At 59.9% G+C, this 14,843-nt stretch carries 14 protein-coding genes and 1 tRNA gene; 14 read left to right on the top strand and 1 reads right to left on the bottom strand.

The window, feature by feature from the left end:
- Positions 1 to 40: 40 nt before the first annotated feature.
- The 14 genes from mpl to alr all read left to right on the top strand — a co-directional run bounded on the left by mpl (position 41) and on the right by alr (position 14,358).
- Positions 41 to 1,414: a UDP-N-acetylmuramate:L-alanyl-gamma-D-glutamyl-meso-diaminopimelate ligase gene (gene mpl / locus AAF659_RS13695; RefSeq protein ID WP_349752339.1), complete on the top strand. Its 1,374-nt coding sequence runs from the start codon at positions 41 to 43 to the stop codon at positions 1,412 to 1,414.
- 22 nt (positions 1,415 to 1,436) lie between these two features.
- On the top strand, positions 1,437 to 2,072 hold the full coding sequence (locus AAF659_RS13690) for a flavin prenyltransferase UbiX (RefSeq protein WP_349752408.1): 636 nt from the start codon (positions 1,437 to 1,439) through the stop codon (positions 2,070 to 2,072).
- On the top strand, positions 2,059 to 2,826 hold the full coding sequence (locus AAF659_RS13685) for an ATP-binding protein (RefSeq protein WP_349752338.1): 768 nt from the start codon (positions 2,059 to 2,061) through the stop codon (positions 2,824 to 2,826). Before AAF659_RS13690 ends, AAF659_RS13685 begins: the two co-directional genes overlap by 14 nt.
- A 100-nt stretch (positions 2,827 to 2,926) precedes the next feature.
- Positions 2,927 to 4,066: an acyl-CoA dehydrogenase family protein gene (locus AAF659_RS13680; protein WP_349752337.1), complete on the top strand. Its 1,140-nt coding sequence runs from the start codon at positions 2,927 to 2,929 to the stop codon at positions 4,064 to 4,066.
- 97 nt (positions 4,067 to 4,163) lie between these two features.
- Positions 4,164 to 6,218 (top strand): hypothetical protein, encoded by a 2,055-nt coding sequence (locus AAF659_RS13675; RefSeq protein WP_349752336.1) that lies wholly within the window; start codon positions 4,164 to 4,166, stop codon positions 6,216 to 6,218.
- 93 nt (positions 6,219 to 6,311) lie between these two features.
- Positions 6,312 to 6,398 (top strand) — tRNA-Leu (locus AAF659_RS13670).
- Positions 6,399 to 6,465: 67 nt separating this feature from the next.
- Positions 6,466 to 8,958 carry a ribonuclease R gene (rnr, locus tag AAF659_RS13665; protein WP_349752335.1) on the top strand — a complete coding sequence of 831 codons (2,493 nt, stop codon included), beginning with the start codon at positions 6,466 to 6,468 and terminating at the stop codon, positions 8,956 to 8,958.
- A 15-nt stretch (positions 8,959 to 8,973) separates the two neighbouring features.
- On the top strand, positions 8,974 to 9,735 hold the full coding sequence (gene rlmB / locus AAF659_RS13660; protein WP_349752334.1) for a 23S rRNA (guanosine(2251)-2'-O)-methyltransferase RlmB: 762 nt from the start codon (positions 8,974 to 8,976) through the stop codon (positions 9,733 to 9,735).
- Positions 9,736 to 9,819: 84 nt separating this feature from the next.
- On the top strand, positions 9,820 to 10,254 hold the full coding sequence (rpsF, locus tag AAF659_RS13655) for a 30S ribosomal protein S6 (RefSeq protein WP_349752333.1): 435 nt from the start codon (positions 9,820 to 9,822) through the stop codon (positions 10,252 to 10,254).
- A gap of 30 nt (positions 10,255 to 10,284) precedes the next feature.
- Positions 10,285 to 10,515, top strand: coding sequence for a 30S ribosomal protein S18 (gene rpsR, locus AAF659_RS13650; protein WP_095617960.1), 231 nt, complete (start codon positions 10,285 to 10,287; stop codon positions 10,513 to 10,515).
- Positions 10,516 to 10,533: 18 nt separating this feature from the next.
- The gene (locus AAF659_RS13645) at positions 10,534 to 11,385 is read left to right on the top strand and encodes a hypothetical protein (protein WP_349752332.1); all 852 of its coding nucleotides are present in this window, start codon (positions 10,534 to 10,536) and stop codon (positions 11,383 to 11,385) included.
- 15 nt (positions 11,386 to 11,400) lie between these two features.
- On the top strand, positions 11,401 to 11,847 hold the full coding sequence (gene rplI, locus AAF659_RS13640; protein WP_349752331.1) for a 50S ribosomal protein L9: 447 nt from the start codon (positions 11,401 to 11,403) through the stop codon (positions 11,845 to 11,847).
- A 31-nt stretch (positions 11,848 to 11,878) separates the two neighbouring features.
- Complete coding sequence (gene dnaB, locus AAF659_RS13635) at positions 11,879 to 13,273, top strand: replicative DNA helicase (RefSeq protein WP_349752330.1); 1,395 nt, start codon at positions 11,879 to 11,881, stop codon at positions 13,271 to 13,273.
- The gene (alr, locus tag AAF659_RS13630) at positions 13,273 to 14,358 is read left to right on the top strand and encodes an alanine racemase (RefSeq protein ID WP_349752329.1); all 1,086 of its coding nucleotides are present in this window, start codon (positions 13,273 to 13,275) and stop codon (positions 14,356 to 14,358) included. The genes dnaB and alr overlap by 1 nt, the downstream gene beginning before the upstream one ends.
- Here alr and AAF659_RS13625 read toward each other — a convergent pair whose 3' ends face one another.
- Positions 14,359 to 14,715: a hypothetical protein gene (locus AAF659_RS13625; RefSeq protein WP_349752328.1), complete on the bottom strand. Its 357-nt coding sequence runs from the start codon at positions 14,713 to 14,715 to the stop codon at positions 14,359 to 14,361. It abuts the gene before it with no gap.
- Positions 14,716 to 14,843: the final 128 nt, after the last annotated feature.

Raw genomic sequence — 14,843 nt, 5'->3', positions numbered from 1 at the left:
CATGGCGTGACCCACGGACAACAGGCCGGAACAGCGGACTATGCACATCCATATCCTCGGTATCTGCGGTACCTTCATGGGCAGCCTTGCGCTGCTGGCACGCGAGCTCGGCCATGAGGTCACCGGCTCGGACGAGAATGTCTATCCACCCATGAGCACCCAGCTCGAACAGGCCGGCATAGAACTGCATCAAGGCTATAATCGCGAGGCCCTCAAGCCCGCTCCGGATCTGGTAGTGGTGGGCAACGCGCTGGGGCGGGGCAATGCTGCCGTGGAATACATGCTCAACCGCAACCTACCCTATATCTCCGGTCCGCAATTCCTGGCCAGGGAAGTGCTCAACGGTCGCTGGGTGCTTGCGGCGGCAGGCACGCACGGCAAGACCACAACCGCCTCCATGGTGCTGTGGATCCTGGATCAGGCTGGGTTCGATCCCGGCTATCTGATCGGTGGCGTGCCCAATGATTTTGAGCAGTCGGCGCGCTTGGGCAGCAGTGATTTCTTTGTTGTAGAGGCGGATGAGTACGACAGTGCCTTCTTCGACAAGCGCTCCAAGTTTGTTCATTACCATCCCCGGACGCTGATTCTTAATAACCTTGAGTTCGACCATGCGGATATCTTTGACAGCGTTGAGGCCATTGAGCGCCAGGTTCATCACCTGGTGCGTACGGTGCCGGCCACGGGCCTGATCGTGCGCCCCGCAAGGGATCGCAATCTGGATGCGGCGCTGGCGCTGGGCTGCTGGACTCCCATACAGAGCACTGCCATAGGCGGGGAAGCGGATCTGGCAGCCTGGCGCGCCGAACTGACCGCTGACGATGGCAGTGAATTCATGGTAGTTCACAACGAACAGCCAGTAGGACGCCTGCGTTGGAATCTCACTGGCCAGCACAATGTGCGCAACGCGCTCGCGGCGATTGCCGCCGCCAAACATGTAGGCGTAACGCCGGATCATGCCATCTCGGCCCTGCAGCGCTTCGGTGGGGTCAAGCGGCGCATGGAACTGGTCGCGGATGTAGGCGGTATCCGGCTCTACGACGATTTCGCGCATCACCCCACGGCCATTGCCACCACGCTGGATGGACTGCGCAACAGAGTGGGTGATGAGCCGGTTGTGGCGGTGGTGGAACCGCGCTCCAATACCATGCGCCAGGGCCACCACAGCGCCCGTTTGCTGGAGTCCACTATGCTGGCAGACCGGGTTATCTGGGCAGACTATGATGAGCAGGATTGGCTCGTGGCCATGCTGGAGGGTGCAGGCGGGCACCACAGCCGGTACACCGTGATGGAAGAGCTCGTCAGTGGCCTCTGTGGCAGTCTGCCAAGACCCTGTCACATTGTTCTCATGAGCAATGGCGGTATGGGTGGGCTGCGTGAACAGCTCCGGAACCAGTTGGAGACCTGCTTTGGCTGAACGCCCTGTAATCAACCTGGCCATGACGGGGGCCTCAGGGGCCCCTTACGGGCTGCGGTTGCTGGAACAGCTTATGCTTGCGGGCTGCGAGGTGCGCCTGATGATCTCAAAGGCGGCTCAGGTGGTGATCAACACCGAGACGGAACTGCGCCTGCCGGGGAGCACGGAGGCCGCCACGCGGCTACTCACCGAGCATTGCGGCGGGGAGCCCGGGCAGTTGACCCTGTTCGGCCGCGAGGACTGGTTTGCGCCGCCGGCTTCAGGCTCGGGGCCGAAAGCCCCTATGGTGATCTGCCCGTGCAGTACGGGTACACTTTCGGCACTTGCCAGCGGCGCCAGTGACAATCTCATAGAACGGGCCGGTGATGTCGCTCTCAAGGAGCGGCGTCAGCTGATCCTGGTGCCGCGTGAGTCGCCCTATTCGGAGATCCATCTCCAGAACATGCTCACGTTGACCCGCATGGGTGCCACCATCATGCCGGCCAGTCCGGGGTTCTATCATGAACCGCGGAGTCTGGCGGATCTGGTGGATTTCATTGTGGCACGCCTTCTGGATCATCTGGGTCTGGAACAGAGTCTGGTCGGGCGCTGGGGCGAGGCGCGTCTGGCCATGAAACGTGATACAGCAGGAGAGCAGAACACCGATGAGCGGGATTGACTGGCAGCAGGTACCAGCGGCCATCTGGCGCCCGAGGCGCCAGGCGCTGAGAGCGGTCACCCAACCGGACCCGGTGCGCTGGGAGGATCTGCACGGCGTCGACGCCCAGAAGACCAAGCTGGCCCACAACACCGAGCGCTTCCTGGCCGGGCAGCCAGCCAACCACGCCCTGCTCTGGGGGGCACGGGGAACCGGCAAGTCTTCGCTGGTGAAAGCGCTGCTCAATCGCTATCAGGGGCAGGGCCTGCGGGTGATTGAAGTGGATAAGGACGACCTGGTGCACCTGCATGAGATTGTGGACCCGATCCGCGAGCGTGAGGAACAATTCATAATCTACTGTGATGACCTGTCCTTTGGTGCCGACGATCCGGGCTACAAACCGCTCAAAAGCGTCATGGAGGGCTCCATCGAACTGCCACCGGCCAATGTCCGGGTTTACGCCACATCCAATCGCCGTCATCTGATGCCTGAGTACATGAAGGACAATCAGGACACCACTATGATTAACGGCGAGATCCACCCCTCCGAGGCAGTGGAGGAGCAGGTGTCGCTTTCAGACCGTTTCGGGCTCTGGTTGTCGTTCTATCCCTTCGATCAAGACACCTACCTTGAGATGGTGGATGCGCTGTTTCCGGGTGTTCAGGACCGCGAAGCGCTGCACCGGTCCGCGCTGCAGTTCGCTCTGGCCCGGGGCGGGCGCAGCGGTCGGACCGCGGAGCAGTTCCGTCGGGCCTTCAGCGGCGAATTTGAATAGTACTTCCAGCCAACCCGTTTGAACGCTTTGGTCATTGTGGCGGCTTCGGCGCATAGCGACACTGAATGCGACTGAAACAACAACACCGGAGCCAGCTTCAATGCTTTCACGCCCGATTTACGACAGCGACGTCAACCAGTTCCGCGACACCGTCGTCCGCTTCCTCCAGAACGAGGCGGTGCCCTACCACGACCAGTGGGAAAAAGATGGCCAGGTCAGCCGCGACCTCTGGAGCAAGGGCGCCGAGTTGGGGTTACTGTGTCCTTCACTGCCCGAGGAGTACGGTGGCGCTGGGGTAGACTTCCGTTACAGCGCTGTGGTCATGGAAGAAGTCAGCCGACTGGGGCTTTCAGGTATTGGCTTCTTCCTGCACTCGGACATTGTCGCCCCCTATATTCACCATTACGGCACTGAGCAGCAGAAGCAGAAATATCTGCCGAAAATGGCCCGCGGCGAGATGATCACGGCCATTGCCATGACCGAGCCGGGAGCCGGTTCCGACCTGCAGGGGATCCGCACCAGTGCCATCTGGGATGGCGAGCATTACGTGCTCAATGGTTCCAAGACCTTCATTACCAATGGCCAGATGGCGGATCTGGTGATCGTTGTGGCCAAGACTGACCCCAAGGAAGGCGCCAAAGGCACCAGTCTCTTTCTGGTTGAGGCGGACTGGGACGGGTTCGACAAGGGTCGCAACCTGGACAAGGTGGGCATGAAAGCCCAGGACACCTCGGAACTGTTCTTCCAGGACGTGAAAGTTCCCGAGGAGAATCTGCTGGGCAGCGCGGAAGGTCAGGGCTTCATGCAGCTGATGCAGGAGCTGCCCCAGGAGCGGCTGCTGGTGGGCCTGGTTGCGCTGGCGGCTTGTGAGGGGGCGTTCGAATGGACCCTGGATTATGTGAAGGAGCGCAAGGCATTTGATAAGCCAATCATCGGCTTCCAGAATACCCGATTCAAACTGGCGGAACTCAAGGCGGATATCACGGCCGGGCGTACGTTTGTAGACCGGTGCCTGGAACTGCATCTGGAAAGCAGGCTGGATGTTCCAACCGCCGCCATGCTCAAGCAGTGGAGTACGGATCTGCAGTGCCGGGTGATGGATGAATGCCTGCAGCTGTTCGGCGGCTACGGTTACATGACCGAATACCCAATCGCTCGCGCCTGGGCCGATTCGCGCGTACAGCGCATCTACGCCGGAACCAACGAGATCATGAAGGAGATCGTGGCGCGCTCGTTCTGATCCCAATAATTGCCAAGCCGATCAAGGTACAGGGGGCGCCCATCCGTTAGAGTCGCGTCAGGACTATGGCGCAATGGGGACAACGGGTGGCGCATCCATGACCAGACATACCCTCCGCACCGGCATCGCCTTTGTGGCGGTTACAGCTCTTGCCGGCTGTCTCGGGAACAGTGATTCCGACGAATACGGTGAAGACATCACGCGTTACGAGGGCCGCCCCGACGCAGGTATGCCCGGCACGTACAACGCTCGGGTCATCAACGGCAAACTGGGCAGTGTCTTCGTCTGGCTCGACATGGACGGCGATCAGCAACTGTCATCCTATGATTATGACGAATACAGCAGTGATTTCCTGACGGAGCGATCTCGCGAGGCGGAGCCGCCTTCCGGAGTTGCAGACGCCTTTCCAGTGAAAGAGCCCTGGGCGCTTACGGATGCTGAGGGCAACGTCTCGATTGATGTGAGTGGGTTTGACCTCCCGGAAACGCTGGGGCCGGACATTGACCCTAAGCAGTTTTCGCTCATGGCCATCGCGATCCCCGAGGTCACCACCATCAATGGGGCTGCCATTGACACGGACAGGGCGTTCTTCCTCAGCGCGCCGCCCGGCATTACCACTGTTTCGCCGTTTTCAACACTGGCTGAGACGCTCCGATGGTTGAATGGTGGGGATATGAGTGCGTCACAGGCGGCAAGCCGTCTGCTGCAGGACGACGTCTTTGGCGGCAGGGAGCGTGTCAGCCCTTATCAGGATTATCTGAAGCTGCAGGATGTCAGCCGGCTGCCGCATTACGCGACTGCCCTTAGGCGGCTTATCCAGGCCCAAATTCCCGACTCAAAGAGTCAGGCGCTGCCCAATCCGGAGGATGCGGCTTCCAGCAGACCCCGGTCGTTTTTTCAGAAGCAGGATCTGCGGGTGATTGGGTCGCTCGCTCTGGACCAGGCGGGGACCGTCATTCAGGAGATCGATGCGGGCATCGGCGGCGGGGATCCCGAGCGTTACACGCTTCCGCCTGATAATCAGCTGGAAAGTATCCGGGATTACGGGCCGGATCTGAGCAATCCCAATATCGCAGTGGAGCAGCGATACTACATCCCGGCTGAGAACCTGGATTCCCCGGCGGATTTTGACCCCGGCGCTCCGGGTGAAAATGGTCGTCTCAGCGCCCAGCTTTTCCTGGAATACGGGCTCGGCGGCAGGTTCCGCCGGGTCAATGTCCGGGGTCAGACCCGTCCCTCGATGAGTGTTTTCCATTTTCTGGCCGGTGGCAGCGGCAGCAATGCCGGTAACCCGGTGGCTCTCGGCCACACGCCTTACCTGGATATTGATACCGCCACCGTAGTGAAGGAAACGCTGAGTCGTGACGCAGTGTCTCCATCCGATCTGGATGAACGCTTTACCGGCGAGGAGGCGGCGATCGATTGGCAGACCCCCAGGATCGGCCTTGATTCGGCACGGATCGGCAATCAGGGCGCTGGTGCCCAGCTCGACGGCACCCTGGAGCGGGAATATGTGGCGCCCGCTGATGAGGCAGGCAATGACTACGACCTGATTCGCCGGCCGCCGGGGACTTCGGGTCCGGGCTCAGAGGGGGCGGCCATCAGTATTGATAATGGACCGGGGTATACGCAGGCGCCGCTTAATTTCCCCTTGTGGTCGGGGCTCTCTGATAGTGGTCCAGTCACCGTGGACTATGGTGCCCTTGAGGACGTCAGCGGTTGTTCAGGGGACACCATTCAGCACATCAACAAACAGCAGCCTGTCACCATCACTAATACTGACAGCGGGGACAGTATCGACGTTACCCGCTATGGCCATTTCAGGGCGAATCCTGATGACGATGAGCTGGCTTTTCGGGTGATGGCTGAAACTTACCCTATTTCTGATCATAGTGGTCTGATTGTCCGGGAATACGAACATGTGACCGAGAGCGCTGAAAACCCGGATGAGGTCGAAGAGCCGGATCGGCTGGCTTCCGTCAGAGTGTTGGCCGTCGATGACGTCAGTAATCCCGGTAGTCGTTTCTGCGGCGGAGGTGACGAGGAGCCCTTTTCGGTAACATCAAGTCCCTCTGAGATGCGTCTGTACATCGGTTATGAGTACAGGCGTTTCGCTGAGTATCTTGAATCAATCGGAACCCAGGGTCAGTGAACCGAAACCAAAAAACGTTTGACAGGGACCCCAGCTGCAATTAAAGTACGCGCCATATTCGGGAAACGTCCCGAACACAGTCAGTTACCTCGTGCCGAGGTGGCGGAAATGGTAGACGCGCTAGCTTCAGGTGCTAGTGTCCGTAAGGACGTGGAGGTTCAAGTCCTCTCCTCGGCACCACTCTTTCCTTCCTTTCTCTCCTGTCTCATTATTGAGATCCAAGAACAAACAGTCACAGGCGGAATCAATGGCCTCAGGAACCCCTCAGGACGACTCCAACGCGGATCGTGAATCCCAGAATTACGAAAAGCCGGTTCATGGTCGGGAAGCGATCCTGGAACACCTTAAAAAGCGGGGTGCTCCGGCAACCCACCAGAAGCTCTGTGAAGAGCTTGATCTCGACGATGAAGACCGCATTGAGGGGCTGCGCCGGCGATTGATCGCCATGGCCCGCGACGGGCAGCTCATCTGTAATCGGCGTGGCGCCTATCTGCCGATCTCAGAGGCAGACCTGACGCGAGGTCATGTTCAGGGGCACCGGGATGGTTTCGGTTTTGTGGTGCCTGAGGGCGGAGGCGATGATCTCTTCCTGAATGCCCGCCAGATGCGCCAGATCTTCCATGGAGACCGGGTGCTCGTACGTGAGGATCAGCGGGACGCCCGGGGCAAGCGTGAGGCTGTCATTGTGGAAGTTCTGGAACGTAATACTACCCAGGTCGTCGGGCGTATGCAGCGCGAAGACGGTGTCTCGATGGTGATCCCGGAGAACAGTCGGATCAATCAGGAGATACTGGTTCCTGAAGAGGCCTGCCAGGGAGCTGGCCACGGTCAGTACGTCACTGTCACCATCGAGAAGCAGCCGTCGGTGCGCAATAAGCCGGTGGGGCGTGTGGTCGAGATCCTGGGTGACCATATGGCGCCGGGCATGGAAATTACTGTGGCTATCCGCTCCTATGGTGTTCCGGATCAGTGGCCGCCAGCGGTCACCGAGCAGGCGCGAAGCATTCCGGAGGAGGTCTCTGAAAAGGCCAAGCAGGGTCGGGTCGATCTGCGGGATCTGCCGCTGGTCACCATTGACGATGAGACCGCCCGTGATTTTGATGACGCCGTCTACGCCGAGAAGCGCCGGGGTGGTGGCTACCGCCTGATCGTCGCCATCGCGGACGTGGCCTGGTATGTGCGCCCGGAAACCCCGTTGGATCTGGAAGCCCAGAACCGGGGCAATTCCGTGTACTTTCCGGATCACGTAGTGCCCATGCTGCCGGAGAAGCTCTCCAACGGTCTGTGTTCGCTGAATCCGGGCGTTGATCGCCTGTGCATGGTGGCGGATATGAACCTGAGCCGTGAAGGGCGCATTACCCAGTACTGCTTCTATGAAGCCACCATGCACTCCCATGCGCGCCTGACGTACAACAAAGTCAGCGCAATTCTGGAGGATCCTGAGTCGGATCAGGGGAAGAAGCTGCGCGACGATTACAGTCAGGTAGTTCCTCACCTGGAAACGCTCCATGAATGCTACCGGATGCTGCGTGAAGCCCGTGAGCAGCGTGGCGCCATTGACTTTGAAACCACGGATACCGAGATCCGGTTCGATCGTGAGCGCAAGATCCGCGAGATCGTGCCGGTTCAGCGTAATGATGCGCATAAACTGATCGAAGAATGCATGCTGTGCGCCAACGTGGCCACGGCGCGTTTCCTGAAACAGCATCGGATCCCCACGCTGTACCGCGTGCATGATTCACCGTCGCCAGAGCGGTTGGCGGATGTACGACAATTCCTGAGTGGGCTGGGTCTGGATCTGCCCGGCGGCGATGATCCGGAGCCCCAGGATTATCAGAAGGTGCTCAGTCAGGTGCAGGATCGCCCGGACGCCCACATCATCCAGACGGTGATGCTGCGTTCCATGAAGCAGGCGGTGTACAGCTCTGAGCAGCGCGGTCACTTTGGGCTTGGCTTTGACGAGTACGCGCACTTCACTTCACCTATCCGGCGCTATCCGGACCTGCTGATCCATCGGGGCATCAAGTCGGTGATCCATCGCAAGGCCAAGGGCGGCGCCATGGCTGGAATCAAGGCACTGTTCGGCAGCCAGAAGAAGGCGAAGACGGTCGTGCCGGCCGAGAAGCCTGATCCGGAGCTCGCACAGTATGGCTACTCCCAGGAGCGCGTTCAGCAGCTGGGCGAGCATTGTTCCATGAGCGAGCGCCGAGCTGAAGATGCAACCCGTGATGTTGAAGCCTGGCTCAAGTGTGAGTTCCTTCAGGGCAACGTGGGCGAGGTCTTTGATGGTGTGATCGCGTCTGTCACGGGCTTCGGGCTCTTTGTGGAGCTGGCCGGTGTCTATACTGAGGGGCTGGTGCACATTTCCGCGCTGGGAGGTGATTTCTTCCACTTCGATCGGGTCCGCCACAGTCTGATCGGTGAACATACCGGTCGCGCTTTCCGTCTGGGTGATCAGGTCCGGGTGCGGGTTGTCCGTGTGGATCTGGATGATCGCAAGATTGATCTGGAGCTGGAAGAAACGCTGCAGGACTCCTCGAAAAAAGGCGGCGGCAAGAGCTCCGGCAACCGCAAGAAAGGCGGTGGTAAGGGTGGCCAACAGGGCGGCCGCGGGAAGGGCGGTGACCAGAAACAGGAGAACGAGACTGCCTCTGGTGAAGCGGCTTCCCCCAAGAAGAAGTCCAGCGGTCGGCGGCGCCGGCGTGGTGGTCGCGGCGGCGGTGGCAAGAGCGAAGGCTGATCCGGAGAGCGACTCATGGCGCAGCATAGTCTCTATGGCTGGCACGCGGTTACCACGCTTCTGGAGCGACATCCTGAACGTGTGCGCAGCCTGAAGCTGCAGCAGGGACGTGAGGACGGCCGGCAGAAGCGGGTGCGCCAGCTTGCGGACGATTTCGGTGTGGCGATGGAGCAGTGCCAGCGCCGGGTTCTGGATGAGGCCTCAGGGGGTGAAAATCACCAGGGGATAGTTGCAGTGATCAAGCCGCCGGTCGCTCTGGATGAAGACACGCTTCTGGCGCGCCTGGACGCTCAGACACACCATCCCTTCCTCCTGCTTCTCGACGGGGTGACGGATCCCCACAATCTTGGGGCCTGCCTGCGTACTGCCGATGCTGCTGGTGTTGACGCTGTGGTTGTCCCCAAAGACAACTCGGCACCGCTCAATGGTGTGGCCATGAAAGTCGCCAGCGGCGCGGCCGAATCCGTACCTGTTGTCCGCGCGACCAATCTCGCGCGCTTCATGCGCCGGTGTCAGGAGCAGGGCATCTGGTTTACAGGCACATCGGATTCCGTCGAGGCGGGCATCCACGATCTGGACCTTACCGGCCCAGTGGCCATGGTTATGGGCGCCGAAGGCAAAGGCATGCGTCGCCTCACGCGCGAACACTGCGACCAGTTGGGCCATCTTCCCATGGCTGGGCTGGTCAGCTCTCTCAATGTGTCCGTTGCAACAGGCGTCTGCCTTTTTGAGGCCCATCGCCAGCGCACGATTGCATCAGGGACACGCGAAGCCTAAAATGTGCGATCCCTTTCAAGGGGTCAACACCACTCCTTGCTTTCGACAACGGGTCGGAAGCTGCTCAAACCGTAAGGAGCGATAATGCGTCATTACGAAATCGTGACACTGGTTCATCCTGACCAGAGCGAACAGGTACCCGCCATGATCGAGCGCTATTCCAAGCTCGTCACTGATGATGGCGGTACGGTCCACCGGGTCGAGGACTGGGGGCGGCGTCAGCTGGCCTATCCGATCAACAAGATCCACAAAGCCCATTACATCCTCATGAACATTGAGTGTACCCAGGAAGCGCTGGGTGAACTGCAGCATAACTTCCGGTTCAATGACGCGGTCATCCGCGATCTGATCGTGCGTAAAGATGAGGCGGTGACTGAACCCTCGCCCATGAAGGCGACCGACAATCGTGAGGAGCGGGGGGACGACAAGCCGCGCCGCCAGACCACCTCCGACGATTCCGGTGAAAAGGAAGCGGACGACACCGCCAATGCCGAAGAAGCCGGCGAAGACGCCGAGTAACACGCATCAGTGAACTGAGGATATAAAATCATGGCCCGTTTTTTCAGACGTCGTAAGTTCTGCCGTTTCACCGCTGAAGGAGTCAAGGAGATCGACTATAAGGATCTCGATACTCTGCGCAGCTACATCACTGAAACCGGAAAAATTGTACCCAGCCGGATCACCGGCACACGTGCCCGCTATCAGCGGCAGCTGGCAACAGCCGTGAAGCGTGCCCGCTACTTGGCTCTGCTGCCCTACGCCGACAGTCACGACCAGTAACGCCATCGAGTTCAGCTGATGCAGCGTCTGGCCGAATTCATACTGCGGGGTCCCATGCCTGCGGCCGCTGTTGCGGTCGGGGGTATGGTTCTGCCGTTTCTGTTCTGGTTAGGTGCTGCGGCGGTAGGGCTCGTAACGCTTAGGCTGGGGCCCTATCGGGGGATGATCACTGGGCTCTGGGCGCTGCTACCGGCAGCGGCCTGGCTCTGGGTTGGAATGGATCCGGCACCGCTGGCGGTGCTGCTGATCACAGGAGCCATCTGCACAGTGCTGCAGGTGACTGTATCCTGGGAAAAGGCCCTGATGGCCGGGGCTGCGCTTGCAATCGGCATCGCACAGGTTCTGCCGCTGGTAGCACCGGCTTTTTTTGAGCAGCTGATCACAACGGCTCAGCAGGTTTACGGCGACATGAACGCCGGCATGATGGAAAACCTGCCTGAGGATGTGGATCCGGAAACCGTGATCCGCACTATGATGGTTGCGGTGCTCGGGGTTCTGAACTTTGCGCTGGCGATCATCGCCTCCCTGCTGGCTCGTGGCTGGCAGGCCCGGCTGTTCAACCCCGGTGGGCTTCAGCATGAGTTCCATGAATTCCGGCTTTCAGCGCCTACGGCGTTGGGGCTGCTGGTGCTCATGGCGGTCGGCGAGTTCGTTGGCATCAACGGGACTCTGCTTCTGTTGGTGCTGGGGCTGCCGCTGGTGCTTGCAGGGCTGGCGCTGGTGCACGGGACCCTGGCGAAACGGGGGCTTGGCACCGGCTGGCTTATAGGCTTTTACATAGCCATGGTGGTGCTGGTTCCATGGTTGTTTCTGGTGCTGGTCTTCGCGGCCGTCATCGACAGCTGGCTTGATATCAGACAGCGACTTTAGATAGAGGTTTTTGGGATGAACGTAATTCTGCTGGAAAAAATCCACAAGCTCGGGGATCTGGGTGACCATGTGAAGGTCAAGCCGGGCTTTGGACGTAACTATCTGGTTCCCTACGGCAAGGCGGTTCCCGCCACCGCAGAGAACATCAAGGCATTCGAAGAACGCCGTGCGGAACTCGAAAAAGCTGCCGCTGAACGGCTTAAGGCAGCCCAGGCCCGCGCCGAGGCGCTGGATGGCAGCACCGTTACCATTCAGGCCAAGGCCGGTGAAGAAGGTAAGCTGTTCGGGTCCATTGGCATCCGTGATGTTGCGGAAGCGGTATCCGCTAACGGTACAGCCATCGAGAAAAGCGAAGTGCTTCTTCCCGAAGGGCCGATCCGCATGACAGGTGAGTATGCGATCACACTGCAGCTTCACACCGACGTGCAGGCGACGATCCAGCTGAACATCGTCAAGGGCTGAATCTGGTCCGGTGTAGGGGAGTGCCTGGCTGATGGCGCAGGAACACGAGACTGGCAAGCAAGCCAGCCGCGTCAAGGTGCCCCCGCATTCCATTGAGGCGGAGCAGGCCGTTCTTGGCGGCCTGATGCTCGACAATGCGGGCTGGGAGCTCGTGGAAGGGCTCGTTACCCCAGGGGACTTCTACCGCTCCGAACACCGTTTGATATTTCACGCCAGCGAGCGCTTGATCGCTAATGACAAGCCGCTCGATATGGTCACTGTGGGTGAGTGGCTGGAACAGGCCGGGGATCTCGATGCCTGTGGTGGGCTGGAGTATTTGGGCCAGCTGGTGGAACAGACGCCGGGCGCCGCCAATCTCCGCAGCTATGCGGAAATTGTTAAGGAACGGTCCATTCTGCGCCAGCTGGTTGAAGTTTCCGGGCACATTGCTGATTCGGCGTTCAACCCCCAGGGACGCTCCAGCGCGGAAATTCTGGATGCCGCTGAAAGCGAGGTGTTCCAGATTGCCGAACACCAGGTCCAGCAGAGTGGCGGTCCGCGCGATATCAATCCAATTCTCCGGGAGACCCTGGAGCGCATCGAGTCGCTTTTTGAGACCGAGGGCGGTCTGACCGGCCTGACCTCTGGTTTTAAGGATCTCGACGATATCACCTCCGGCTGGCAGCCCTCCGATCTTGTGATCGTGGCTGCGCGCCCTTCCATGGGCAAGACGGCGTTTGCCATGAATCTGGTCGAGAACATGCTGATGGCGTCAGATAAGGGCACGCTGGTATTCAGCATGGAGATGCCAGCAGACGCCATTGTGATGCGGATGCTGTCGTCCATCGGCCGTATTGACCAGACCCGGATCCGTAACGGCAATCTTGAGCAGGATGACTGGCCACGTCTCACGTCGGCCATCAGTCTGCTGAAGGACAGACCGCTTTACATCGACGACACGCCTTCTCTCAGCCCCACCGATATGCGCTCGCGGGCGCGACGCATTGCTCGGGAAATGGACAGCCAGGGTACGGAGCTCGGTATGGTCATGGTGGATTATCTCCAGCTGATGCGTGCGCCCGGAAACAATGAGGGCCGGACAGCCGAGATTTCCGAGATATCGCGGGGCCTGAAGGGGTTGGCCAAAGAGCTCAACTGCCCGGTGATCGCGCTATCCCAGCTGAACCGGAGTCTGGAGCAGCGGCCCAACAAGCGTCCGGTCAACTCGGACCTGCGTGAGTCAGGGGCCATCGAGCAGGACGCTGATGTGATCGCCTTCATCTACCGCGATGAGGTCTATAATGAGGACAGTACCGATAAGGGCATTGCTGAGATTATCATCGGTAAGCAGCGTAATGGCCCTGTCGGATCCGTCCGACTTGCCTTCCTCGGCCAGTACACCAAGTTCGAGGATCTGGCCTACGGGGATTATGGAGGCGATTATTAATGCCGCGTCACACCCGGGCCCGTATCGATCTGGATGCGCTCCGGCGTAACTTCCGTCAGGCCCGGCTGAGGGCGCCCCGTTCCGCCTCCATGGCGATCGTTAAAGCGGACGGGTATGGCCATGGTCTTGAACCGGTTGCGCGGGCGCTGGCCCGGGAAACCAGTTGCCTTGCAGTGGCCACCCTGGAAGAGGCCCGGCGCCTGCGTGATGCCGGTATTGAGTCGACGATCGTCCTGTTTGAAGGGGTGCATGAGGCGGCGGACTGGCCAGTTGCTGCGGACCTTGGGTTGCAGCCAGTACTGCACAGCCGTCATCAACTGGAAGGCGCTGAAGGCCTTAATCAACGGGTAGCAGTCTGGATCAAATGCAATACTGGCATGAACCGGCTCGGCGTAGCGCCACATGATGTGGCCGCCTTTCGCCAGGAGCTTGAGGCCCACCCTGGGCTATGGCTGACCGGTCTTCTTTCCCATTATGCCTGTGCGGATGACCTGTCACACCCTATGACCCGCCGCCAGCACGAATGCTTCCAGCACCTGCGTGATGAACACCCGGATCTTCAGGTCAGCCAGGCGAACTCCGCGGCCCATTTCCATGAGCCGGCGCCGGACTGTGACTGGACCCGCCCTGGCATCATGCTCTATGGGGGGACGCCGCTGATCGATACCACGGGGCCGGCGCTGGGGCTCGAGCCGGTTATGAGCCTGGCGTCACGGCTTATTGCTGTGCGGGACCTGGAAGCTGGTGAGCCTGTGGGTTACGGGGCTACCTGGACAGCGCCGGGCCCACGCCGGATGGGTATTGTGGAGATTGGCTATGGGGACGGTTACCCCAGGCATGCGCCCAGTGGCACACCAGTGGCCGTTGGCGGATGCCGGTGTGAACTGATCGGCCGGGTTTCAATGGATATGATTGCCGTGGATCTGACGTCCTTCCCGGATGCGGAGCCCGGGACGCCAGTGGAGCTCTGGGGCGCCCAGGTTAGCGTCGACGAGGTGGCCGGCATGGCGGGTACCATCAGCTATGAACTGCTGACCGGCGTGTCACCACGGGTGCCGCGGACCCATGAGGGCGGGCAGGACTGATCACGCGGTACTGTCGGGTTCGAACAGGACCTCTTCGAGAAACACCAGAATTCCTTCGATGTGTTCGTCGTCCGCTTTCTTGAGTACGTTGTGGATCACCATCCGGGTGCCTTTGAGCATGCTGCTGATACCCATTTTGGCCATTTTCTGGAGCATGGAACCGGCATCCATTCGCCGCAGCGGCTCAAGGAAGAAAAAATCCGTGCCTGTCTCTGTGAGCTCCATGATCAGGTTGTAGAGATCATCCCGTCGCTCCCTGGTGACGCCATTGGTCCGGATGTCCTCGATTACCTCGTGCGCTCGCTGGTACTGCGCGTCGGGCAGGGGGGCTACCAGGTGGTGCTGATCTTTTGGCATGGGGACGCTCCTTTGTGTACAGATGTTTTGTATCGCCGCTATTACAAGGGTTGCATGAATCTTGGGCATTGGCTGAAATGGCGGTTATGCTGTCCCTTCGTGCAACCCGTCGTAATCCGAACCTGCAA

It is taken from the genome of Salicola sp. Rm-C-2C1-2 (assembly GCF_040196175.1).
Lineage (GTDB): Bacteria > Pseudomonadota > Gammaproteobacteria > Pseudomonadales > Oleiphilaceae > Halospina.
The sequence above is the reverse complement of the archived record's forward strand: the minus strand, read 5'-3'. Positions and strand labels throughout refer to the sequence as shown.